A 23,820-nucleotide genomic window follows, 5' to 3' on the forward strand; every position below is an offset into this window, starting at 1 on the left:
ACGATAAAGAAAGGAGAGGTACTGATGGAGACGATGCCAAATTGGCTGCATAAGCGTGCTTATATGACCCCTGATAGGATAGCCGTTATCGATGAAGACAAGACGGCATGGACGTATAGAGAACTGCAGAGAAAGTCCGTTCAAATGGCAAATGCATTAAAAAAGCTCGGGATAAAAAAAGGCGATCATGTGGGTTTTTTAATGGGAAATGGGATTGAAACAGTAGTATGTATGCACACGCTGATGTATTTAGGAGCAATCATCGTTCCATTGAACTTTCGCTTAACAGACTCTGAGCTTTCCTATCAACTATCAGATGCTGAAATATCCTATTTGATTTCTGATATAACCTATGAAGAAAAGGCGATAAAAGCCGCTGGCTCACAGGCTACTATTATTTCTTGGGAAACGCTTCAACCAGGTGCAGACCTCGAAGAAGGGCTGCAAGTGACGATCTCTTTAAATCAGCTCCATACAATCATGTACACGTCCGGAACAACTGGAAAACCTAAGGGCGTCATGCTTACTTATGGGAATCATTGGTGGAGTGCTATCAGTTCAAGTTTGAACCTTGGATTACATATAAATGATCGGTGGTTAAGCGCTGTTCCTATGTATCACATGAGTGGACTATCCATCTTGATACGTAGTGTTATTTATGGCATCACTACCGTCATTCATTCCCAGTTTGACCCTCTTGCCGTAAATGAATCGATCCGGAAAGACGGCGTTACGATCGTATCCGTCGTAAGTACTATGTTGAAACGAATGTTAGATGACCTTGGGGACACAATTTATCCTGATACGTTTCGATGTATGCTTCTAGGTGGTGGACCAGCTCCTTATCCTCTTCTTTCAACTTGTCAGGAAAAGAACATACCCGTGTATCAAACTTTTGGAATGACCGAAACAGCGTCACAAATCATTACACTCTCACCAGAATATATGTTGAGTAAACAAGGATCAGCAGGTAAAGCGCTTTTTCCTTCAGAGTTAAGGATTCTTGAAGATGGAAAGGTAGCAGGTCCTTACCAACATGGTGAGATCCTCGTAAAGGGGCCGACTGTTACATCAGGATATTACAATCGTGAACGTGCTACGAAAGCTTCGTTAGTAGACGGTTGGCTGCATACTGGAGATCAGGGCTATATCGATGATGAAGGCTTCTTATTTGTTTTAGACAGACGAAAAGATCTCATCATATCGGGTGGAGAGAACGTTTATCCTGCCGAAATCGAAGCGGCACTTTTAGAACATAGCGCCATCATCGATGCCGGGGTGACAAGTGTACCCGATGAAGAATGGGGCGAAGTACCAGTCGCTTTTGTTGTATGTCGAACGAAACAGGTAACTGAAAAAGACCTACTCAGCTTTCTGTCTGAAAAACTAGCTCGATACAAGCAGCCTAAGAGCATAACGTTTCTTGATGAACTTCCTAGAAATGGGGCAAATAAATTACAGCGCCGCCTATTGGGGGTAAAACGATGAAACTCAAAAAAGTCATTCTTCGCCATGTGAAGATGAAATTGAAATCTCCATTTGAAAATAGTTTGGAGAAAGTATATGATCGGCACCTGATCATCGTTGAAGCGATCGATGAGAATGGCATATCCGGATTTGGTGAGGGAGTTGCCTTCACAACACCCTGGTATACTGAAGAGACGTTGACCACTTCCTGGCATATGCTGAAAGACATAATCGTTCCAAAGTTGAAGAAGCTTACTTTCCATCACCCCTCTGAAGTGTCAAAGGTTCTTAATGTTATCAGACGGAATACGATGGCGAAATCAGCCATCGAAGGAGCAGTATGGGATCTATATGCAAAGAGGGAGAATATAAGTTTAGCTGAGGCCTTAGGGTCATCTGAAAAGCGTATCAAAGCGGGGGTAGCGGTTGGAGCGTCCTCAAAAGAGCATATGCTCGATGAAATCGGACAGAGAGTAGCAGAAGGATATGAGAGAATAAAAATTAAGATCAAGCCTTCTCAAGATATCGAGCTGATCTGTGCGATTCGAGAGAAATTTCCTTTGATCAATTTGATGGCTGATGCCAATTCCGCTTATCGTCTACATGATTTGCCTAAGCTACAGAAACTTGATGAGTATGAGCTTATGATGATTGAACAACCACTAGCGGCTGACGATATTGTGGACCATGCTTTACTGCAAAAACACCTCACGACTCCGGTTTGTTTAGATGAAAGTATCACGTCTTACAACGATGCGAGAAAAGCGCTTCAACTTAAGAGTTGTAAGATTATTAACATCAAACCTGGTCGGGTCGGCGGCTTACAAGTTAGCAAAGAAATCCATGATTTATGTTTTGAACAACACATCCCAGTTTGGTGTGGTGGGATGCTTGAGTCAGGTATCGGGAGAGCTCATAATATAGCGCTTGCTAGCTTACCAGGGTTTACAATACCAGGTGATCTATCTGCCTCTTCTAGGTATTGGGAAAAGGACATCATTAAGCCAGAAGTAACGGTAGAAGATGGCTGCATAACCGTCCCAGATGGACCTGGAATAGGGTATGAAGTAGATCGAAGGGAACTCAGTCGTCTCACGTTGAATACATTGACTTTATAATGAGAAAGATTTGTAGCATAATAGGTCGTAAAGTTCTAGTAGGAGAGAAGACCTCTGACTCCCGTGGTCCAACGGGCGTTCGTCCACAGGAAAGCAAGAGGTGTTCAAACTCCTGCGGCATAAGGTCCACAATATTTTAGATTTCCCAAAAAAGCTGAAAAGGAAGGACCGGTTTGGTCCTTCCTTTTGATTAAGATTCTGATTGATTGATGAGTTTGGCGTCGAAAATGAACGGTCCAAACGGAATCACTGACGATACTACAGCGAGAAAAGCCTTTAGGAAAGACCATTTCTTCACTAGCGTTACATATAGGATCACTGCGATATAAAGCACAAACAATCCTCCATGAATCGCGCCGACAATCGTTACTGCAAGAGGCATATCTAACATATATTTAAGTGGCATCGCGATTCCGAGAAGAAGTAAGAAGGAAATACCTTCAGCAAAACCGACGCCTCGGAACATTTTTAAAGGCTGTTTTAACAACGCGTTCACTCCTTCAGTACTAACTGATTTAATGTGATGAAATTCACAATCATGATACTTCATAGTATAAAACAAGTATATCAGCGAAACAACATTCTTAGACATGAAAATTCATCGATTTGTTGACAGTTATAGGTGATGAATTTATCCTTCCACAAAATAGTAAAAAAGCTTCTGTTTAAATAAATTAGCTTGATTCTTATGTTTCTTATCAAGTAGAATTAGATAGGTGAGCTAATAATTATCTTGAAGGAGATCAATATGAACAGCAAAAAAAAGGCGATTTTCATATACATCCCTAAGTCCAAGGTCGACGAAGTCAAGAAAAACAGTAATAACGATAAACGCTAATATAAAAATGCGCCTAGAACAGTGATTCTAGGCGCATTCTTTGTATGACTTATATAAATGATAAGATTGCAGCGATCAGTGCGATAGCACCAATAATCATTAAGATTGTTCTAACCATATTCTTTCCTCCTAACAACATGTTTTGTAATAGAATCTAGAATAGTGCGTTAACTACAAATAGTACAACGACAACAATTCCTATAATAACGAGTACCTGCTTTAACATGTCTTTTCCTCCTTCAAAGTAGCCATATCGTTTGCTACTTCTTTTATTCCCTACTTAATTTTTATATCAAACCTTTTTCAACAAAAAATTTCTATCCTGGTCTAGTATTTTAGAATTCTCATCTCGTAACCTTTTTATTCAGCAAGGAAGAAATCATTATCATTGCGTAAAAAAAATGCTGCCGAGAAAAATCTCGACAGCATTGCGTCTCCTTAAAAAGCGTGGTAAATCTATAGCTTATTGATGCGTATACATTCTTTTACGTTCATTTTGAAAGAATTCCTTTAATTCCGGGTTGAGATACTCCGGCTCCTCATCATGTAGGTTCAATCTGATCAGCTTGCCTTCTAGGTAATCCATTATCCCAATGATCGTTCCGTTTGCAAGCTGTTTCTGAAAGATGGTTTCATACCGTATGCTGCTCATCGGAGCCCTCCTGTTGCGTCGTTTTTTTATACTATAGCATGTATAACGCATGAAAATGGGCTGTTTAACATCTCTTAAATAACTTGTAATCAAAGCGCAACAAAGATTATTGGTATGACATATTCATCGTTTAAGGATTGCTTTCTGAGAGATGATCATTGGTTTTTTGCAGAGTGGGCATTCCTTTTCATCCGGTTGTTTACCGTTGATCTTCATCCATCCTTTGCAGAAATCACTTGAACAGATCCATGCTTTTACATGAAGGTCTGATAGTGGTTTCTTGTTCTTGAATGCTTCAGTTAAAAAACGTGATACAGGAGTCTGTTTTCCTAGATGTTTTTCTGGTGAGCTAATATAGATTTCTTCTTTGGCTCTAGTGATTGCTACATAACAAAGCCTACGTTCCTCTTCTAAGTCCGCAGAAGGATTTTTAAGGTAGAGGTCTTTTTGAGAGGCTTCTTTATCCTTCATCGATGTTAACGCTGATACATGCGGAAGAATCGTTTCTGAAGCACCGATCAAGTAAACGACGGGATACTCAAGCCCCTTAGCTTGGTGAATCGATAACAAAGAGAGAGCGTTTTTGGTATATGGCTTCTTTTTATGTTCATTAAACCGAGTGATAATTCGATCGACATAACCTAGAAATTCAGGCAATGTTTCAAAACGTGAGCTAGAGAATTCGAGTTCGTCCATCATTTCTTTCAGCGTTGTTTTATGAACAGTTATCGTTTCATCATTCGCGTTATCTAAATGCTTCATGTAGTCTTCCCGTAACAACTGAATGGCCTTCTTTGGATGAAGTCGTTTTGCTTCCTTTATCAAGCTGATTCTCTTCTCGATGGCTTTCTGTTGGAAAGGTCTCAGCGTTTTCCATGAAGTAAGATGGCGTAGTGGAAAGTCGATCGGGTCTACGAAATTCTCCATCTCTATATGGCGCATTCCTGCTTCCTGGTTAATAAAGAGAGAAGGTAGGATTGCTGCCGTTGCATCGAGGCTATCGTGCTGATAGGCGAGTCTTAGGTGATCAAGCATGCCTTTAATAATTGTTTGTTCATAGAATACTTGCTTCATTCCTTGGGCGTTAAATGGTATATCTTGCTCGACGAGTTGCTCAAAGATCGCTCTTGCATTCGTATATGTTCTTGTAAGGATGACGATATCTTTCCATTCTCGTTCCTGTTCCCTAATGTTTTCAAGAACGATGGTGGCTTCTTCTTCAGTTGTTGCAGGCCGTATATACGATGGTTTACTTCCCTCTTTATCAGTCGCGTTCATCCATTTCGATCTTCTATACTCGTTATGTTTGATTATATGATTTCCAAGTCCGACGATATCTGGGGTGGATCGATAATTTGTATCGAGTGTGACAACTTTTGCATCAGGATAGGTGCTATCAAACTCAAGAATGATAGAACTGTTTGCGCCATTAAAGGAATAGATGACCTGGTCATCGTCTCCTACGACAAATAGATTATTTTGTGGTGCAGCGATAGACTTAATCAGTTCATACTGAATTGGATTCGTATCTTGAAACTCATCAACGAGCACATATTGAAAACGCTTCTGCATTTTCTGAAGAAGCTGTGGATTGTTCAAGAATTCACGGTATGTAAATACAAGAATATCATCAAAATCCATGTAGCCATTTGAGGCTTTCCATGTTTCATATTCTTGGTATGCTTTCTTTAATTCTTCTGTTTCTTTCCCCTCGGGCACCTCGTGTGGCTCAACCATTTTAACCTTACAGGAAGAAATCGAAGAAAGCATGATTTCAGGTAAAGAACTTTGTGTACTATTTAATTTTTTCAAGATATTCTTCATAATGATTTGTTTATGGCGTTCGCTGTTTAATATTTTCTGGTTGTATCCAATGCTTCTCAATAGTTTTAAAAAGATTGAATGAAAAGTACCAGCTGTTAAACTGTTTGCTTGAGAAGGAGCAACACCGGGAAGCGCGCTGATTCGCTGCCTCATTTCTTCTGAAGCTTTTCTTGTAAATGTAATCAGTAAGATATTGGAAGGATCGATTTCTTTTACCGTCATAAGGTACGCTGTTCGCGCAGTCAGTACTGATGTTTTCCCACTTCCAGCACCGGCGATTGTTAAAAGAGGTCCGGACGTATGTTGTACAGCTTGTATTTGGCGATCGTTTAATCGTATGCCTGAGCTTAATAGTTCTAAAAAGAAATCTCTATCAAGCTCCGTTTTCGCAAATCCTTCACCACCGGTTGATGTTAATGGTGCTGCCAGGCTGGATTCAGATATTGCTTGGTGGGGAGTTTTCGTAAAATTCATGATCATCACCTGAACTTTATTCTATAGATTCATCCGTTCATTTTAACACAGATTTAGGAGTCGATTAGTTAGAAATAGAAAAGATTAGTTTAATAGAGATTCGGGTAATGTTCCTATACGAATAGTCGTGAGGAGGAAAGGCAGTGGAAAGCGATGTTCTTGTAATAGTCGACCATGATCGGAAACAATTTCATGTAGCTAATGACGAGAAAAAAAAATCGTATTACGACCTTCTGGTTGAAGAGGCAAACGAAGCTGGAAGGGATGTTGGCGTCTTTTATTCCCACCTCAATGTAGAGCAGACGATCGATGCAGCACAGCACGAGTACAAAGGATACACTCACAGGCAGGATAGCCCTGTTTAAAAAGATTGAAGGAGGATGAATATGATTAAGAAAACGTACTATGTTACTCCAAAAGGTGAGCTTCACGAAACAGAGATCGAGGGTCATCAATTAAACTCTTTCAAGATTAAAGCGAATCATGAAGAATATATGAAGATTCAACAAGCGATTGAGAAATTAAGATCACAAAAATATGTTCAACAGCATGATTTCTTCTCAACTAACCATTTCGATGAGAAAGAAGTTGATAGTCATCGCGATTGGACAGATAATGCGATTTATGATCTTTATTACCTAGTTCATCAATTAGGTACTCCAGAAACAAAAGCTCAGATCGAACAAATGGGAGTGTTGGATGCATTGAATACCCATACTAGAAAATAGCAAGTTAAAAGCTGTCGCCTATGACAGCTTTTTTTATGCCATGCTATCTACGATGAATGAGGACAAATGCCGTATATTTTTTCTTTTTCTCCGCTCATGCCCTTCCTAAAATAGGTTTTTGACATAGAGTATACTGTAGTAATTAATTATTTTGGGGGGATACGTATATGGGTAAAGAGCAACACGGTGGTTACGGAAAAGGCTTTGCTTTGATCGTTGTTCTATTCTTGCTATTGATTATCGTTGGAGCAGGTGCGTTTGGAGGAGGCTGCTGCCCACCACCTCAAGTTGGTGGAGCTGGATATAATCCATATTGCTAAGGTATAAGCTGTCGAAGGATCGACAGCTTTTTTTATGTAAGTTGGTCATAAGTATTTAAAAGGTTTCTTAAATTGAAACTTTTCAATCTATTCGATCGTCTTATAAGTAGAAGAACAGCACTAGTAATCGTAGTAAAAAAGTATATTTATCAAGATGAGCGGTTTGACACCGTGATAAATGAGGAATTGTATCTATAAGACACAAACAACATGAATTAAAGGATGGGAGTTAAGATGAGATACATAAGCATGCTATTACTACTTTGTTTGGTGAGTATAACTGCAGGCTGTGGAGCTGATTTAACGAAAGTAGCCCAAAACCACACTGAAATGATGGTTTCAAGCTTTGAGACAAAAGCCCAAGCAAAGTCCACAGAAGTTAAGGAAATAGATGAAAAAAAGGTAACGAATGAACTGATAGAACGTATTATTCAAAAAACTGATGAGAATTACAGAGTTGAAAAGTTCTCCTCAAAAGAAGAAGTAAGTAACCATTTACAAGGTGTTGCATCAGAGGATCTAGCGAATGAAATTACAGACTTCTATTATGAAGAAAATGATGGGGGGCTGTACTTAAAGCCAACGGAACTTTTCCCGTGGGTTGATTATGAAAATGAGTATGATTTAAAAAAGGTAAACGAATTCGAATATAAGCTTGTGCAAACGAACGAAACTGATCTTTACGGAACATACACGATTGAGATCGAATTCGAATATACGAATAACGACTGGATCATACAAAACTTTACGATTCAATAAAAATGGGCATAGGCCCATTTTTATTTTTTTTCAACAACTTACCACATGGTTGTTACATGTATTTTTAATATCTCTGCGTTTCAAAACACTCTAATCTAATCTGGTAAATTGGACATCCAATCTGTACTCTTTTACAATAAAGTAAGAAACTAAAAGACGAGGTTATCAAATGAGCGAACTTACGTTTACGGATTACTATCATAATCAGGTGAGACTTTCTTTTAAGGATCACCCTTATTCGCTTTATCCAAAGCATGTTTGGGTCATTTGTCAGTTTGGAGGAAAATGGCTTCTGACCGAACATTCTAGAAGAGGCATTGAGTTTCCGGGTGGAAAAGTTGAAGAAGGGGAAACTGCAAAAGAAGCCGCAGTCCGAGAAGTTTATGAAGAAACGGGTGGCGTAGTGAACACAATACGGTACGTAGGCCAATATCGCGTAGAAGGCAAGGGTGGAACGATCATCAAAAACGTCTACTATGCAGAAATTGATCACCTAGTATCAAAAGAGGACTATATGGAAACGAATGGTCCAGTATTGCTTCAAGATCTCCCCACAGATCTTCCGACGAATGAACGGTATAGTTTTATGATGAAAGACAACGTACTACCATTCTGCTTGGAGAATTTAAACAAATCAATGTAAAAGAGTCCAGTTGAAAAACTGGACTTTTTTATATCATAAAACAAGAGTGTAAAGAATTCAGTGTTGAATAAGAGTGGTCATTGAGGGATAAATGGTATTAAACAATTGGATCTCGTTTTGGACTTATTCTCATCAAGTAGGATACAAGCTGAAACTAGCCTTCGTGAAGGCTAGTTCCTTATTAGTTTTCTTTCAATCCATTCTACAATCACATACATGATCGATGAAAAAATTGCAATCATAACAAGGCTAAGTAGAACGAGCGTGAAATTGAATACCTGAAACCCATAAATAATCATGTAGCCTAGCCCTTTTTTTGATACGAGAAACTCCCCAACAATGACGCCTACCCAGGAAAGTCCTACGTTTACTTTCAATGTAGAGATAATTGCTGGGAAAGAGGCTGGTAAGATTGCTTCCAGAAAAGTTTGTTTTTTGTTGCCTCCAAAGGAACGGATGACTTTGACGAAATTAGGTTCAACGGTATGAAATGCATGATAAACCACTAATGTTGTAATAATGATTGAAATGGAAGCTCCCATAGCGATAATCGAAAGGTATCCTGGACCGAGCGCTACGATAATAATTGGTCCAAGAGCTACTTTAGGCATGGAATTTAGCACGACAAGGTATGGATCAGCTATCTTAGAGGCTTTTTGCGACCACCATAATCCTGCGGCAAACAAAGTCCCTAAAGCTGTTCCTAGTATAAAGCCAGCTACCGTTTCGAGGAGGGTTACGGTAGTGTGAACGACTAATGAACCATCTAATAACTTTATAAGAAACAGTTCACCAATTTTTGAGGGATAGCTAAATAGTAATGGATCTACCCATGATAATCTTCCAGCTAGTTCCCATAAAGAGAAGAAAGCGATTAGTATAAAGAGTTGCCATGTAAATACGATTCGCTTTTCAATCTTTAATTCATTAAGGTAATGAGCATGCTGTTTTTTTAGCTGGGGGCTATTCATGTGATTCGAGCTCCTCCCAGATCGATTGGAAGTGATTACCAAAGTCTGGATTATTTCTTGCTTCAAACGGTGTGAGTTCTCTGAGATGCTCTGGAATTTCAAAGATCTTTGCTAGCTTTCCAGGACGCTTCGATAGAAGAATAACTCTGTCAGACATCGCGATTGCTTCACCGATATCATGAGTAACGAGTAACGCTGTCTTTTTCCTAGTTTTTAAGATAGAAGATACAAGGTTCTCCAGTTTCAATTTCGTTTGGTAATCGAGCGCTGAAAACGGTTCGTCTAACAGTAGCAAATCGGGCTGTGTGGCGAGTGTTCTAACTAAAGCTACTCGCTGCCTCATCCCACCCGACAGCTGGTTTGGATAGGCATTTTTAACATCACCTAAGCCCATTTCTTCAAGAAACCCTAACGTTTTTTCTTTATTCTCTGTCGTAATCTGGTCGGTAAGCTTTAAACCGAGTAAACAATTCTCTTCGATTGTCTTCCACGGAAACAAATAGTCCTGCTGCAACATGTATCCTACTTGTTCAGTCGGTGCAGTAATGGCCTTGTTCTGGAGTGTTATGGTTCCGCTAGTGGGAGATTGCAATCCTGAAATGAGAGAAAGAACAGTCGATTTACCACATCCCGAAGGTCCGAGCAATGATACGAACTCCCCCTCATCAATATGAAAAGTAAGGTCTGAGATTGCGACTTTTGCAGATTCTTTCGTGAAATAAACATGTGTGATGGCATCAAGATGAAGAAATGACATTGGATTTCCTCCTATTGCTGTGCTTTTTCTGCAAAGGTGGTATCCACTAAAGTCTTATGATCGATCCGTTTCGGGAGTTCCCCCGCTTCATCCATAATCGTTTGTAAATTGTTCCACTCTTCTTCATCTAGAATTGGATTTGTAGCATAAGAATGCTGACTTTTATAGCGGTCAACAACCGTGGTGATCAATGACAACTCGGTGTCTTCAAAGTAGGGTTGAATGGATTTTGCGATCTCTTCGGATGAATGAGTGTCTACCCAAGCTTGTGCTTCATAAATAGCAGCTGTAAAACGTGTAGCAACATCATCGTTTTTCTTAAGGAAGCTATCCTTAGCCATGTAGACTGTATAAGGAATCTTGCCGGATTCTTTTCCGAAAGAAGCGACGATGTGGCCGAGTCCCTGAGCTTCAAATATACTGGCAGTCGGTTCAAAAAGCTGCACAAAATCTCCTTTTCCAGAAGCATAGGCATTTGCGATGTTGGCGAAATCAATATTTTGGATCAGCGTCATATCATTGTGAGGATCGATGCCTTTTTCCTTCAGAACGAACTCTCCTGCCATCTGAGGCATTCCACCTTTACGCTGACCAAGAAATGTACTTCCTTTTACATCGACCCATTTAAAATGCTCCATCGCCTTCCTTGAAACAAGAAAAGTGCCATCAGTTTGTGTGAGTTGCGCAAAATTAATTACTGGATCAGAAGTCCCTTGAGCATACACATAGATAGAGGTTTCAGATCCTACGAGTGCGATGTCTGCTCCATCAGATAAGAGCGTCGTCATGGTTTTGTCTCCACCCCATGTGGTGGTTAGTTCAACATTGATTCCATGCTTCTCAAATATCCCTTCAGACAATGCAACATATTGAGGAGCATAGAAGATGGAGCGGGTTACCTCGGCAACTCTTACCGTGTTATCACTGTTATTACTACATGCAGACATAAGAAAAAGTGAACATATTGCGATAAATATGATCGTTTTCGTGATCCAGCCTTTTGGCATTTGAATAACCTCCTGTTGCCATTCAAAATAGGCACATTGAAATACTATAGCTTATGTAGAAAGCATCATTGTGTGTTTGCCTACAAGCAACAGGAAATAAAAAAAGCACCCGCTGAGGGTGCTTTTTGAATTATAGGTTAATAGTAGGTCCTGCGTTTTTAATCTCATCTGAAACGTTTGAGAATTTCTCAAAGTTTTTCACGAACTGAGTCGCAAGTTCTTTTGCTTTCTCATCATATTTATCTTTGTCATTCCATGTTTGCCTCGGTTGAAGAACTTCTGCAGGAACCCCTGGGCAATGGGCAGGAACATGTAAACCGAAGATCGGATCTTTTTTCGTTTCGACACTGTCGAGCTCTCCATTAAGAGCAGCATGAACCATCGAACGAGTATAAGAAAGTTTCATACGCTCACCTTCGCCGTAGCTTCCGCCTGACCAGCCTGTGTTTACTAGGAAGACTTCAACATCATGTTCCATGATTTTTTCACCCAGCATTTCTGCATATCGGTGAGCAGGAAGTGGTAGGAACGGTGCACCAAAGCAAGTGGAGAACGTTGCTTGTGGAGACGTAACCCCTCTTTCAGTTCCGGCTAGCTTACTTGTGTAACCAGAAAGGAAGTGGAACATCGCTTGCTCTTTTGTCAGCTTACTGATTGGCGGTAGGACCCCGAAAGCGTCTGCAGTCAAAAAGATAATCGTGTTAGGGTGACCCGCTACGCTCGGAACCGCAATATTAGGAATGGCGTCGATTGGATATGCAGCACGCGTATTTTCAGTTAAACTTGTATCATCATAATCAGGCAGTCTCGAATTGTTGTCTAGTGCAACGTTCTCAAGAACAGTGCCGAATCGAATTGCATCCCAAATTTGAGGCTCTTTTTCTCTAGACAAATTAATACATTTGGCGTAGCAGCCACCTTCGATGTTGAAGACACCGTTCATCGACCAGCCATGTTCATCGTCACCGATCAAGCGACGGTTTGCGTCTGCTGATAGCGTCGTCTTTCCTGTACCTGATAGACCGAAGAAGAGAGCCACATCGCCTTCTTTTCCTACGTTCGCCGAACAGTGCATGGAAAGGATATTTCGCTCAGGTAGTAAGTAGTTCATGACAGTGAAGATCGATTTCTTAATCTCACCTGCATACTCAGTGCCACCGATTAAGACGGTACGTTTTTCAAATGAAATAATAATGAACGTTTCTGAATTCGTGCCATCTTTGTCTGGGTTAGCTTGAAAACCAGGTGCAGAAATGACAGTGAACTCTGCTTCATGTCCTTTTAATTCAGATTCATTTGGGCGGATGAAAAGCTGATGTGCGAACAAGTTGTGCCATGCATATTCATTGATAACCTGGATGGGTAGTCTTGCTGATTGGTCTGCTCCAGCGAACCCTTTGAAAACATAAAGATCTTTTTTCTCTCCCAGGTAATCCAGAACCTTAGTGTAAAGGCTTTCAAAATGTTCTGAAGAGATAGACTGGTTTGTTTTCCAGTTGATTTTGTCTTTTGTTGATTCTTCACGGACAATGAACTTGTCCTCTGGAGAACGTCCAGTGTATTTGCCTGTTTCAACACGAAGAGCGCCAGTGGATGTTAATGTTCCCTCTTTCATCGATAGTGAACGTTCTACCAGTTCAGAAACTGATAAATTAACATGCGGATTATTCTTATTTAAAATGGCATCCAAAAGTGGTGAAGAGAAGGAAGCTGTTTTCATACGTTAAACCCATCCTTTATAATAAAATTTCATCAAGATCTTTTCTGAACTTGTTTAACTCAAAATTAGTATAACACATTCATTTAATTATTCTATACTAATCTATGGATTTTTCCTTGAAAAGTGAAAAAAAGGTGAATGACCTTTCTAATTAGGGCTTGTGTCATTAGATTGACAGAGAAAGCGAACTACGATATTATATTTCGAGAATGGATACTCTTATCCCGAGTAAGCGGAGGGACAGGCCCTATGAAGCTCAGCAACCAACTCCTCATATAGTGGATTAAGGTGCTAACCTGCAAGACTTATTGTCTTGGAAGATAAGAGGCGAAAGGCAAGAGACTTCAGCTCCTTTCCCTTTATGATGAAGGAAAGGGCTTTTTTATTGTCGTTTTTGGAAAAAAGCGTAATATTACCGTTTATTATTGAATTCGATGTCTCGTTTCGACAACACTATTAGGGAAATGAGTACCGTATCCATTACACTATATTAAATAGGAATGAATCCTTAAGGAGGTACTTAAGTGAGTAATCGTCGTTTGTTTACTTCTGAATCAGTAACTGAGGGGCATCCAGATAAAATATCAGACCAAATTTCTGATGCGATTCTGGATGATATTCTTGCGCACGACCCTAATGCGCGCGTTGCATGTGAAACTACAGTCACGACTGGACTAGTGTTGGTTTCCGGAGAGATCACTACATCTCACTATGTAGATATTCCGAAAGTCGTTCGTGAAACGGTCCAATCGATTGGATACACACGTGCTAAATATGGTTTTGACGCTGAAACATGTGCAGTCCTTTCATCGATCGATGAACAGTCAGCTGATATTGCTGCTGGTGTGAACGTGGCTTTAGAAGCACGTGAAGGCCAAATGTCTGACGATGAGATTGAATCGATTGGTGCTGGTGACCAGGGGTTGATGTTTGGGTATGCTTGTAATGAAACTCCTGAACTTATGCCTCTACCGATTTCTTTAGCTCATAAGTTGGCACGTCGTTTAAGCGAAGTAAGAAAAGAGGAAATCCTACCTTATCTTCGTCCGGATGGCAAAACCCAGGTTACAGTAGAATATGATGAAGAAGGTAAGCCGGTACGTATCGATACGATCGTTGTCTCTACACAGCATCATCCAGAAGTTTCGCTTGAGCAAATTCAACGAAATATTAAAGAGCACGTCGTTAAACCTGTTGTTTCTCCAGAATTGATCGATGAAGATACAAAGTATTTCATTAATCCTACTGGTCGCTTTGTAATCGGTGGACCTCAAGGTGACGCAGGGTTAACAGGGCGTAAGATCATCGTGGATACTTACGGCGGATATGCACGTCATGGTGGTGGCGCATTCTCAGGTAAGGATGCTACAAAGGTTGACCGTTCAGCGGCTTATGCAGCGCGCTACGTAGCTAAAAATATCGTAGCAGCAAAACTTGCTGATCGTTGTGAAGTACAGTTGGCTTATGCGATTGGAGTAGCTCAACCTGTATCGATTTCGATCGACACGTTTGGCACTGGAACCGTATCTGAAGAGAAGCTAGTACAACTGGTGCGAGATAACTTCGACCTACGTCCAGCAGGGATCATCAAGATGTTAGATCTGCGACGCCCAATTTACAAGCAAACGGCTGCTTACGGCCATTTTGGACGTACAGACATCGAATTACCATGGGAGTACACTGATAAAGCAGAAGCTCTTAAAAAGGGTGCTAACCAATAAAATAGTAAGCCTATGAGGCCTAGCAAGCTGTCGAGATATGCTCGACAGCTTTTTTGTGCGGTTTAAGTAGCGTAAAAGTTATATAACGTCATATGACAGAACTACCCAACGCGCAAAAGCCATTTAATGGTAAACTTGAAATAGTTGAGATTTAGTTAGGGGGCTACCATGTCAGACGTTTTTGGACAGAAAGTTGAATCGCTAGAAGAGTTACGATCAATTGGAGGAGAGCCGGGGAAGTTAGCTGCCAACAAGGTGATCAACTTCTTAGATGATAACTGTGAACGATTTATCTCACATTCACCTTTCTTAACAATCGCTACAGCATCTCATTCGGGAAGCGATGTATCCCCGAGGGGAGACCAACCAGGATTTGTGAAAGTGATCGATAAAAAACACCTTCTAATCCCGGAAAGGCCGGGGAACAAACGGATGGACTCCCTACTGAATATTTTGGAGAACCCCAATGTAGGGTTGTTATTTCTTGTTCCAGGCAGGGAGGAAAGCCTTAGAATCAACGGTAAAGCGAGTATCGTTAAAGAGGAAGGCTTACTTAAAGACTGCGAGGCATTTGGGAATATTCCTTCTTTAGGAATAGGAGTCGAAGTGGTCGAATGTTTTATTCATTGTGGAAAAGCATTAAAGCGTTCTCATCTTTTTAAGCAAGACTATTGGCCGAATACAGAAAAGTTACCAAGTGCCGCAAAGATGCTCGCAGACCATGCGAAGCTTGAAAGCAATTCTGTTAGCAAGACCTTGAGGGAAAGTTACTCACAGCGCCTATATTGACTGTTGAACAGAAATGGCTCCTAACCCCTTATAAATGTTTGGTCTTCCGATAGAGCAATAAATTAGGTCATGCTCATTGGCGATCTTTCTTGCTTCTTCCAACGTGAATAAGTTATGTCCATCCACGAGTAAAGGCAATCTTTGACGTTTCACCACTTGACCCCAATCAACATTCTGAATAAGGGGTAATTCGGTTAATAATAGCAAAGCATCACAGTTTGAAACAGTATCGTTCATCAACGAACGGTACTGGCTCGAGTGGTGATGTTCCATAGAAGGATCAAAGAATCTAACTTCGGCCCCTTCTTCTTCAAGCCGTTTTGATACAAGGTCTGAAGGAGAGGGAGCCTCTTTTGTATATGAATCTCCTAAAACCCCAATGATTGAGCCGTGTAGTGTTCCTAGAAAATCTTTAAGTTTTTGTGTGAGAATTTCGGGTTGATATCGTTCGATTTCCTCTATCAAATTAATAAGCTTTGAGCCAGAAAACGACTGGTTTTCCATTTCTCGAAACGTTGAAACGTTCGATATGCTTTCGTTACCTTGATAGAAAGAGCCTGGATGTCTTGAGTGATGTCCCATTCGTGGATCTGCACGGAGTGCCCCGTGTATAACTTCCACATCTGCTCCGTATCTCTCTGCCATACCTGCGATCATATTTAGGCAAGAACTATTTAAAGCAAGGTATGTGTGGCACGCATATTTCATCAATTCAGCGCTAGCATAATCCATAAATTGAAGAGCGTTCGTCAGTGGAGAATAGAATGACTCCATCAATCGACACCCCCTCAAAGAGGAGGTACCTATAATTAACTCAGATGGATGTGTAAAATCTTTCACGATCGTCCCCGGTCGTGAGAAGTCTGGATTGTGAATAACTTCGAAATCTTGTTCAGTCAATCCTTGTTCGATAAGGATATTATGGATTCTGGTCGTAGTTCCAGGTGGCACCGTACTCTTGATAATAAATGTTTTGTGAGATTGAACGCTCACTGCAATTTGTCTGATGAAACGGTAAAGGTTCGTAAGATCTGGAACTTGGTCTTCATTTGTTTGAAGTGATTCGGTGAATAGGAGATAGCTAGCTTCTGCAGCGGCAGCCAGTTTATTTGTGGAGAAGGCTAACATGCCCGTTCTTAGGGCCTCATTGTATCGTTCCTGTAAACCACTTTCATTGAAAGGAACAGACCCATTCTTAAGTGCTGAAATAATTGTTTTATCATCATCAGCGCAAATAACGTCATACCCATTTGCTGCAAACGTAGCTGCTGCTGTGACTCCTATACGGGTTGCTCCAAATACTGCTAATTTCATGTCACTCTTCCTCTCAGGGTTTTAGGCGTACTGCGCGACTTTTTTGTTTCCGATTACAGTTTCATAATCTTCAACCAACCTGCCGAATATGGCATCCCAGGATTGAGTAAGGGCATACCTTCTACCTTCATACCCCATCATCAAACGTTCGGTCGGGTCTTCTAGTAACCTTTCAATAGAACGTATATAGTCTGCTTCTGAATAAGGAGAACAAAGGACACCGTTACGGTTGTGAGAAACCACTTCGATCAACCCGCCTGCATTTGCTGCGATGACTGGTGTGCCTGATGCGAGAGACTCAAGCGCTACATTGCCGAATGTTTCGGTAGCTGAAGGAAAAACGAATAAGTCTGCACTCGCATATAGCTCAGAAAGCTCTTCACCATGCTTATAACCAGTAAGGGTTACATTATCTGGGAGATTCTCTCTGAATTTCGGTAAGGATGGTCCATCTCCTACGACTAGCCATCGTGAGTGGTCTTTGATCCCTTGTGGAAGCTTCCACATTATCTTTCTGAGTGTTTCGAGGTTTTTTTCTGGAGCAAGTCTACTCACAAATAAAAAGATATACTTTTCTTTGATGGCATACCGTTCCCTTACAGCATTAGACTTTTTGGAGGGAGAGAACTGCGTACAATCTACCCCTCGTTTCCATAACTTAAGCTGATCAAACCCTTTTTCTTGAAGGCGATCGAGCGTATCTTTAGACGGAACGAAGATAGATGAGAACGGTTGGTGAAACCAAAGTAGATACTTCCAAATAAACGGAGCGGACCATTCGAGATGATAATGATTGAGGTAAGAGTCAAAGTTCGTGTGGTAAGAAGCCACCATGGGAATAGAAAGTTTTTTTCCATAATGGAGTCCGCTTAATCCGATATTAAATGGGGTAGCAATGTGTAATAAATCTGGATTGAAACCCTGTAATTGTTTCCGTAACAGCCCTAACTTAGGGAGAGCCATCCTACATTCTGGATAAAGGAAGAACTTTGTACTGGCAAAACGATGGATGTTGCTAGAGAATAAGTCCACATCATTATTCGAATCAGGAGCAAACAATTTGTACTCGATCGAATGCCTCTCCATGTATGAGGTCAATCTCCCGAGAGTTTTTGACACACCGTTTACTTCTGGATAGTAGGTGTCCGTGAAAAGCGCTAACTTCATAATCGTCCCCCATTCCTCTAATTAAGCTAACCAAATTGCAGAAATAAAAGCGCTGCCCATTCCAAGTATGATTCCAACAAGAACATCCGATGGATAATGATGACCAAGATAAATCCGTGAGAGAGCTACTGTTGCTGCAATCGCCAGTAATGGGATTACAAGAGATGGAATGACTAGGATGTATGGTGTGACGACAGAAAAAATAGCTGTCGTGTGGCCTGAAGGGAAAGAATGGTCCTTCAATGGATATACAAGCATTTTTGTCTCGGGTATCGCTAGATAAGGTCTATTTCTTGGGTAATGTTTTTTTATGAAATGTACGGGAAGGTGACTTAAAGTAAGTGCCACGGCACTTTGAAGTGCTAATGTTTTGTACGGAAAAGGTAAGAATATGAATAATAACAATGTGCTAATAATCGTTGCACGTGCACCACCTATGTGTGTGATGGTTCCCATGAAGGTAGTAAGGTATCGAGAGTGACATTTTAAGTTTAAGAACCGAAAAACAGAACATTCTTGTTCGTGAAGCCAGCCAACTACTTTACTCAAAATAATCCCCCTTCACTTTTTGTTACTTTCATCATAAAGGAGGCGTTTAGTGGGACTATTAAGGACATATTAAAGAATCATTAAGATTTATTTTGCAATAGTAAACAAAAAAAGAGACAGGCTAAACCTGGTCTCTTCTCATCATATTAAAGCGAAGTAAATAACATACCCGATCGCGAGTGCTGTACCGATTAGATAAACTAAGTAGATAGGATTGCTGAAAAACGACGCTTTTACTTTTGCATCACCTTGATTTTCGTAATCACCTTTTTGATTTTGCCCGAGGCGGTAAGTCATGAAAGCTCCGATTGCCAGGGTGATGATGACCAAGACGATCAAAACAATCGTTAATTTGTACAAGGTAGTCACCTCTATCCAATAGGATTGTAGTGGTAATTTTCCACAAGCCTACCGGAATTATACGCGGTACTCTGTTTAAAGAGGCGATTGTGCTTTGTAATATGCCGCCTTCTCCTTGTATTCTCTTCTTATGCGGTCCATATCAAGCTTGTCTTCATCTGTCAGGTCTCTAATAACTTTCACTGGCCGGCCGAATGCAAGGGTGTTAGCTGGTATTTTCTTTCCAGGTGGCACAAGGCTGCCCGCTCCTACGAAAGCACCTTCGCCTATCTCTGCACCATCCAAAACGATCGACCCCATTCCGATAAGGGCATTCTTTTTGATGTGGCTGCTATGAAGAATAACTTGATGACCAACTGTTACACCATCTTCTAAAATGAGCTTAAGATTAGGACTTTGATGAAGAACTGAGTTATCCTGAATATTCACTCCTTTTCCTATAATGGTAGGTGAGACATCACCTCGTATCGTTGTATTAAACCAAACACTGCTGCTCTCTCCAATTGTCACATCACCCGTAATGGTAGTATAATCCGCAATATAGGCTGTTTCATGAATGACAGGTTTTTTTCCTTTATACTCATACAACATAAGATCCCAACTTCCTATCGATAATAAGTACTTATAAACGTAGTGTAACAAAAAAGAGTCGGATAAGGGGGCAATACCCATGAAGATAAAACAAACTGAAGGTGCAAGAGCGGTAATCGTTTTAGTTCACGGAGCAGGGGAGCATCACGGCCGTTATGATTGGCTTGTTTCCAAATGGTTAGATGAAAGGTTTCATGTGGTTTTAGGGGATTTGCCTGGGCAAGGTGAAAGTTCAAGGAGAAGAGGTCATATCGATTCATTCGATCAATATATCGAAACGATTGAAAAGTGGGTTAAAGCAGCACATGAATTTCAACTGCCTGTCTTTTTACTTGGGCATAGTATGGGGGGACTTGCTGTTATCCGTACTATTATGGAGAAAGAGCTTTCGTTATCAGGCGTTATCCTGTCATCTCCTTGTGTTGGACTTGTTAATCCACCTAAGAAAAGCCTTGATCTCGTATCCAAAATGTTAAACCCGATCGTTCCTTCGCTTCGGTTAAATTCACAGCTTGAGCCCGGACTTGCAACTAGAAACAAAGATTTCCATGTAAGAGATCTTGAAGATCCGCTTATTGTGAAAAAAGTATCAGTAAGATGGTATCGAGAATTAGTGAAAGCAATGAGGATAGCAAACGAAGGCGCGAAAGCTTTCTCTGATCTCCCTCTTCTATTAGTACAGGCCGGTGATGATCGTATCGTAGATAAAAAGTCAGTGAGGTCATGGTTCGATCGAATCCCTTCAACCGATAAGTCTTATAAAGAATGGGAAAATTTTTACCATGAAGTATTCAATGAACCAGAACGTGAAATTGTTTTTAGGTCCGCATTGTCATTTGCACAACTGAGACTCGATCTGTTGGAAGATATAGGTGTGGAATTAAACTGACGATTAGGGGTGGAGTTTATTGAATGTACCTACTCAACCATGGACGTTGATGTTAAACATTTACAAACGTGTGTTACCGAGAGTGCACAAAGAGCTGAGTGAGTGGAAGGAATTTGCCGAACGAATTCCGAACAAAGAACTTCGAACGCAGGCGATCGCTAGTATTGATTCCAAAACTTTTCACTGTGAAGGTGGTGCCATCTATGGGTTGCTCGCAGGTAATAATATTGATCAATCGATTAAATTCATAGCCGCCTATCAAACGATAAGTGATTATCTCGATAATTTATGCGATAGGAGCACTTCGCTTAACCCTGAAGATTTCAGTGCTCTTCACGAATCGATGATCCACGCACTTTCTCCCAAAGTAGAGCTGACGTACAATTATTATCGCTATAGAGAAGAGCAAGACGATGGCGGTTATCTTAAAGCGTTAGTGAAGACATGTCAGGATGTGGTGAGAGATCTTCCTAACTTTGAGGAAGTTCAGCCTGCGCTCCTTGAACTATGTCAATACTACTGTGACTTGCAAATACATAAGCACGTGATTCCGGAAGAACGTGTTCCAAGGTTAGAGAAATGGTTCAATTATAATAAAGAAAAGCTACCAGATATGTCTTGGCATGAGTTTTCTGCATGTGCAGGCTCCACACTCGGCATCTTTTGTCTCGTTTCTTATTCACTTGGGGGAACGATGCCAAAAGGTAGTACAGATCGTATTAAGAAAGGTTATTTTCCATGGGTCCAGGGTCTTCATATTATGCTTGACTATTTTATTGATCAGGAAGAGGATCGTGTTGGTGGAGATCTAAACTTTTGTTTTTATTATCAAGACAATGATGAACTCGCAGCACGTGTAGGGCATTTCATTAAAGAAGCAGATAAGAGTGTGAAAAACCTTCCACATTCGAACTTCCACCGTTTGATTAATAAAGGACTCCTTGGAATTTATCTTGCAGATAAAAAAGTCATGAGACAGAAAGATGTACGGTCGCTTGCTAGAAAAATCATCCAAAAAGGTGGGAAGTCGAGTTTGTTTTTCTATTTTAATGGGTGGGTATATAGAAGGATCCATAAGGCTTCTCAGTAAAAAAGGTATAAAAAACGTCTCTTCGTGAGAAAAGTAACCTATAGAAACTTGAAAGGGGACTTCCACAATGAAGAAACGGTATTACGTAGCGGTTGGATCTGGTGAAATTTTAGAAGACCAAGGGGCTTCATCCTATAACTTTGAAATAGATGCCGATGAAGAAGATGTTTTTCATTTAAGTGAACTATTTGATTTAGCTGACACAGATAGTCGGTTATCACTCTATCGAGCGCATGTGCCTACAAATTATCATGAAGATAAGAATAACCATGATTACGATGATCATCTTCAACAGATCTACAGAAAGATCCACGAGCTTGGAACAGAGCGTACAAGAGAGCATATCGAATCGATGGGAATTCTATAAAACATAGGGGCAGCTAGAGCTGCCCCTATGTTTTGCTTATTGCGAGTACATATGGTGGGTTGTTCTTTTGGTTTATAAAACCATATCGTAATACTTGGTAATCACGTTGGTCTAATTCAGATGTGAATTTAAGTACAGCGTCACTTTCTTTTTTACCTTCTGGATGACCAGAGTAAACGACAACGATCAACAGTCCACCAGGTTTTAGTAGTTCTAATATAGAAGAAACGGCTTCTAGCGTATCCTTCGGATTGGTGACGATCGATTTATCACCACCTGGAAGGTAACCAAGGTTAAAGATCGCTGCTGCGACTTGTCCTTTATCTGTCTCTTCGATGGTGTCTAATACATGAGCATGGCTGCTGTGAATCAAGTTTACTTGTGAGAGATGCCCTTCTTTTTCGAGGCGCGCTTTAGTAGCTAGCAATGCTTCCTCTTGAATGTCATACCCATAAACTTTACCTTCTTCACCAACACGTTCTGCAAGATAGAGCGTATCGTGTCCGTTCCCGCATGTTCCATCTATGGCGATGCTACCTTTTTCAAGGACGGAATCTAACAGTGTTCTCGTGAAGGGGAGTATCCTTTGTAGTGTCATGTTGTTACCTTTCCTCCTGTTGCAAACTTTCCTTGCCAAGTATCTCTACGAATCATTTCATCTCTTATCGCGTTTAATACACCGAACTTATTGGTACTCCACATTGGACCGATCAACAGCTCTGCAGGACCATCACCAGTTATCCTGTGGATCACCATGTCTTCAGGAATTACTTCTAACTGATCGACTACCAAGTTCACATAAGTATCACGGTCTAAGAAATCGAGCATGCCTTTCTCGTACTGCTTAACCATAGCTGTGTTACGCAAAAGGTGTAACAGGTGAATCTTGATTCCTTGTACGTCTAATTTTGATACCGCTCTTGCAGTTTCCATCATCATTTCAGGTGTTTCTCCAGGTAAACCATTTATGATGTGTGAAACGACGTTTATATTATGTTTCCTTAGTTTTTCTACCCCTTCAACATAGCAATCAAAATCGTGAGCTCTATTGATCAGATCACCTGTATGGTCATGTACTGTTTGTAATCCTAACTCCACCATTAAAAATGTCCGCTCGTTTAGTTCAGCTAAATAGTCGACTACGTCATCCGGAAGGCAGTCTGGTCGAGTTGCGATCGAAAGACCAACTACGCCCTCCTGTTGCAATATGACTTCATATTTTTCACGAAGTTCGTTAACTGGTGCGTAAGTATTGGTGAACGCTTGGAAGTAACCGAGGTATTTCGCATCTTTCCACTTCTTAGCACGAGTTCGGTCTTTTATCGTATTAAACTGTGTAACGAGGTCATCTCTGCGATCACCTGCAAAATCACCAGAGCCACTAACGCTGCAAAACGTACAACCTCCGTGTGCGACTTTCCCATCTCTGTTTGGACAATCGAACCCTCCATCTAAAGGTACTTTAAATACCTTATGACCGAATGTCTGACGTAGGAAATGATTAAACGAGTAGTAACGCATGTCAGTTCCAAAGTGGTCGGGAAGATAATCAAATTTCATAATTGGAGCAACTCCTCTTTCGAACGGCGCCCGTCCAGAATAATAATCAAATTTTATCACTTTCAAAAGGCTTCTCCAAACCTTTTTAAATGTTTGGGAATATTTAGGTCGTGGTAAAGAAGACTATACACAGATAAAGAGGTGA

At 40.7% G+C, this 23,820-nt stretch carries 25 protein-coding genes, 1 pseudogene and 1 riboswitch; of the genes and pseudogenes, 12 read left to right on the plus strand and 14 right to left on the minus strand.

The features are described 5' to 3' along the window. The first annotated feature begins 24 nt into the window (after positions 1-24). Positions 25-1,488 carry an o-succinylbenzoate--CoA ligase gene (locus ACXADT_RS08625; RefSeq protein WP_474834278.1) on the plus strand — a complete coding sequence of 488 codons (1,464 nt, stop codon included), beginning with the start codon at positions 25-27 and terminating at the stop codon, positions 1,486-1,488. Continuing rightward, a complete protein-coding gene (gene menC / locus ACXADT_RS08630) occupies positions 1,485-2,585 on the plus strand; it encodes an o-succinylbenzoate synthase (RefSeq protein WP_474834280.1) in 1,101 nt (366 codons plus the stop codon). Before ACXADT_RS08625 ends, menC begins: the two co-directional genes overlap by 4 nt. 190 nt (positions 2,586-2,775) lie before the next feature. Here the strand turns inward: menC and ACXADT_RS08635 are convergent, their stop codons facing one another. From ACXADT_RS08635 to ACXADT_RS08645, 3 genes are all read right to left on the minus strand, one after another. Then, complete coding sequence (locus tag ACXADT_RS08635; RefSeq protein WP_270179674.1) at positions 2,776-3,072, minus strand: DUF3817 domain-containing protein; 297 nt, start codon at positions 3,070-3,072, stop codon at positions 2,776-2,778. An 814-nt stretch (positions 3,073-3,886) separates the two neighbouring features. Then, the gene (locus tag ACXADT_RS08640) at positions 3,887-4,075 is read right to left on the minus strand and encodes a hypothetical protein (protein ID WP_270179673.1); all 189 of its coding nucleotides are present in this window, start codon (positions 4,073-4,075) and stop codon (positions 3,887-3,889) included. Positions 4,076-4,198: 123 nt separating this feature from the next. Beyond that, positions 4,199-6,373, minus strand: coding sequence for a UvrD-helicase domain-containing protein (locus tag ACXADT_RS08645; RefSeq protein WP_270179672.1), 2,175 nt, complete (start codon positions 6,371-6,373; stop codon positions 4,199-4,201). A 143-nt stretch (positions 6,374-6,516) separates the two neighbouring features. On the opposite strand from ACXADT_RS08645, the gene ACXADT_RS08650 reads away from it, so the two are divergent. The 5 genes and pseudogenes from ACXADT_RS08650 (at position 6,517) to ytkD (ending at position 8,823) form a co-directional block, all read left to right on the plus strand. Next, the gene (locus ACXADT_RS08650) at positions 6,517-6,738 is read left to right on the plus strand and encodes a hypothetical protein (RefSeq protein WP_474834282.1); all 222 of its coding nucleotides are present in this window, start codon (positions 6,517-6,519) and stop codon (positions 6,736-6,738) included. A gap of 21 nt (positions 6,739-6,759) precedes the next feature. Next, positions 6,760-7,101: a hypothetical protein gene (locus ACXADT_RS08655; protein ID WP_270179670.1), complete on the plus strand. Its 342-nt coding sequence runs from the start codon at positions 6,760-6,762 to the stop codon at positions 7,099-7,101. A 167-nt stretch (positions 7,102-7,268) separates the two neighbouring features. Beyond that, positions 7,269-7,376, plus strand: a pseudogene (locus tag ACXADT_RS08660) (YjcZ family sporulation protein); the annotation flags it as partial. 279 nt (positions 7,377-7,655) lie between these two features. Beyond that, positions 7,656-8,180: a hypothetical protein gene (locus ACXADT_RS08665; RefSeq protein ID WP_474834285.1), complete on the plus strand. Its 525-nt coding sequence runs from the start codon at positions 7,656-7,658 to the stop codon at positions 8,178-8,180. A 169-nt stretch (positions 8,181-8,349) separates the two neighbouring features. Further along, positions 8,350-8,823, plus strand: coding sequence for an RNA deprotection pyrophosphohydrolase (gene ytkD / locus ACXADT_RS08670; protein WP_270179667.1), 474 nt, complete (start codon positions 8,350-8,352; stop codon positions 8,821-8,823). Between the two features lie 170 nt (positions 8,824-8,993). On the opposite strand, the gene ACXADT_RS08675 is transcribed toward ytkD, so the two are convergent. The 4 genes from ACXADT_RS08675 to pckA form a co-directional block, all read right to left on the minus strand. Beyond that, positions 8,994-9,794, minus strand: a complete 801-nt coding sequence (locus ACXADT_RS08675) for an ABC transporter permease (RefSeq protein WP_270179666.1) — start codon at positions 9,792-9,794, stop codon at positions 8,994-8,996. Continuing rightward, the gene (locus ACXADT_RS08680) at positions 9,787-10,551 is read right to left on the minus strand and encodes an ABC transporter ATP-binding protein (RefSeq protein ID WP_270179665.1); all 765 of its coding nucleotides are present in this window, start codon (positions 10,549-10,551) and stop codon (positions 9,787-9,789) included. Before ACXADT_RS08680 ends, ACXADT_RS08675 begins: the two co-directional genes overlap by 8 nt. An 11-nt stretch (positions 10,552-10,562) precedes the next feature. Continuing rightward, positions 10,563-11,558, minus strand: a complete 996-nt coding sequence (locus ACXADT_RS08685; protein WP_474834287.1) for an ABC transporter substrate-binding protein — start codon at positions 11,556-11,558, stop codon at positions 10,563-10,565. Between the two features lie 130 nt (positions 11,559-11,688). Beyond that, positions 11,689-13,278, minus strand: a complete 1,590-nt coding sequence (pckA, locus tag ACXADT_RS08690; protein ID WP_270179664.1) for a phosphoenolpyruvate carboxykinase (ATP) — start codon at positions 13,276-13,278, stop codon at positions 11,689-11,691. Positions 13,279-13,494: 216 nt separating this feature from the next. Continuing rightward, positions 13,495-13,605: riboswitch (SAM riboswitch) on the plus strand. A gap of 197 nt (positions 13,606-13,802) precedes the next feature. Between pckA and metK the strand changes: the two genes are divergently transcribed. Together metK and ACXADT_RS08700 are read left to right on the plus strand one after the other, a co-directional pair. Next, a complete protein-coding gene (gene metK, locus ACXADT_RS08695; RefSeq protein WP_474810810.1) occupies positions 13,803-14,999 on the plus strand; it encodes a methionine adenosyltransferase in 1,197 nt (398 codons plus the stop codon). A gap of 168 nt (positions 15,000-15,167) precedes the next feature. Continuing rightward, a complete protein-coding gene (locus ACXADT_RS08700; protein ID WP_270179662.1) occupies positions 15,168-15,788 on the plus strand; it encodes an MSMEG_1061 family FMN-dependent PPOX-type flavoprotein in 621 nt (206 codons plus the stop codon). Here the strand turns inward: ACXADT_RS08700 and ACXADT_RS08705 are convergent. From ACXADT_RS08705 to ACXADT_RS08725, 5 genes are all read right to left on the minus strand, one after another. Next, a complete protein-coding gene (locus ACXADT_RS08705) occupies positions 15,780-17,102 on the minus strand; it encodes a nucleotide sugar dehydrogenase (protein ID WP_270179661.1) in 1,323 nt (440 codons plus the stop codon). The two genes, ACXADT_RS08700 and ACXADT_RS08705, sit on opposite strands and share 9 nt — an antisense overlap. A 21-nt stretch (positions 17,103-17,123) precedes the next feature. After that, positions 17,124-18,269, minus strand: coding sequence for a glycosyltransferase family 4 protein (locus ACXADT_RS08710; RefSeq protein WP_474834289.1), 1,146 nt, complete (start codon positions 18,267-18,269; stop codon positions 17,124-17,126). A gap of 21 nt (positions 18,270-18,290) precedes the next feature. Further along, positions 18,291-18,818 carry a phosphatase PAP2 family protein gene (locus tag ACXADT_RS08715; protein WP_270179659.1) on the minus strand — a complete coding sequence of 176 codons (528 nt, stop codon included), beginning with the start codon at positions 18,816-18,818 and terminating at the stop codon, positions 18,291-18,293. A gap of 141 nt (positions 18,819-18,959) precedes the next feature. Further along, positions 18,960-19,178, minus strand: a complete 219-nt coding sequence (locus tag ACXADT_RS08720) for a hypothetical protein (protein WP_270179658.1) — start codon at positions 19,176-19,178, stop codon at positions 18,960-18,962. 75 nt (positions 19,179-19,253) lie between these two features. After that, entirely contained in the window at positions 19,254-19,769 is a 516-nt protein-coding gene (locus tag ACXADT_RS08725) for a gamma carbonic anhydrase (protein ID WP_474834291.1), read from the minus strand. Positions 19,770-19,848: 79 nt separating this feature from the next. Here ACXADT_RS08725 and ACXADT_RS08730 point away from each other — a divergent pair, with 79 nt between their 5' ends. The 3 genes from ACXADT_RS08730 (at position 19,849) to ACXADT_RS08740 (ending at position 22,115) form a co-directional block, all read left to right on the plus strand. After that, positions 19,849-20,658, plus strand: a complete 810-nt coding sequence (locus ACXADT_RS08730) for an alpha/beta hydrolase (RefSeq protein WP_270179656.1) — start codon at positions 19,849-19,851, stop codon at positions 20,656-20,658. Positions 20,659-20,677: 19 nt separating this feature from the next. Beyond that, entirely contained in the window at positions 20,678-21,748 is a 1,071-nt protein-coding gene (locus ACXADT_RS08735; protein WP_474834293.1) for a tetraprenyl-beta-curcumene synthase family protein, read from the plus strand. A gap of 67 nt (positions 21,749-21,815) precedes the next feature. Next, positions 21,816-22,115 (plus strand): hypothetical protein, encoded by a 300-nt coding sequence (locus tag ACXADT_RS08740; RefSeq protein WP_270179654.1) that lies wholly within the window; start codon positions 21,816-21,818, stop codon positions 22,113-22,115. Between the two features lie 25 nt (positions 22,116-22,140). Here the strand turns inward: ACXADT_RS08740 and mnmM are convergent, their stop codons facing one another. Both mnmM and mnmL read right to left on the minus strand, forming a co-directional pair. Continuing rightward, positions 22,141-22,713: a tRNA 5-(aminomethyl)-2-thiouridylate-methyltransferase MnmM gene (mnmM, locus tag ACXADT_RS08745; RefSeq protein WP_474810816.1), complete on the minus strand. Its 573-nt coding sequence runs from the start codon at positions 22,711-22,713 to the stop codon at positions 22,141-22,143. Beyond that, positions 22,710-23,675, minus strand: a complete 966-nt coding sequence (gene mnmL, locus ACXADT_RS08750; RefSeq protein WP_270179652.1) for a tRNA modification radical SAM protein MnmL/YtqA — start codon at positions 23,673-23,675, stop codon at positions 22,710-22,712. The genes mnmM and mnmL overlap by 4 nt, the downstream gene beginning before the upstream one ends. Between the last annotated feature and the right edge of the window lie 145 nt (positions 23,676-23,820).

This window comes from Anaerobacillus sp. ABR4_321 (assembly GCF_056158505.1).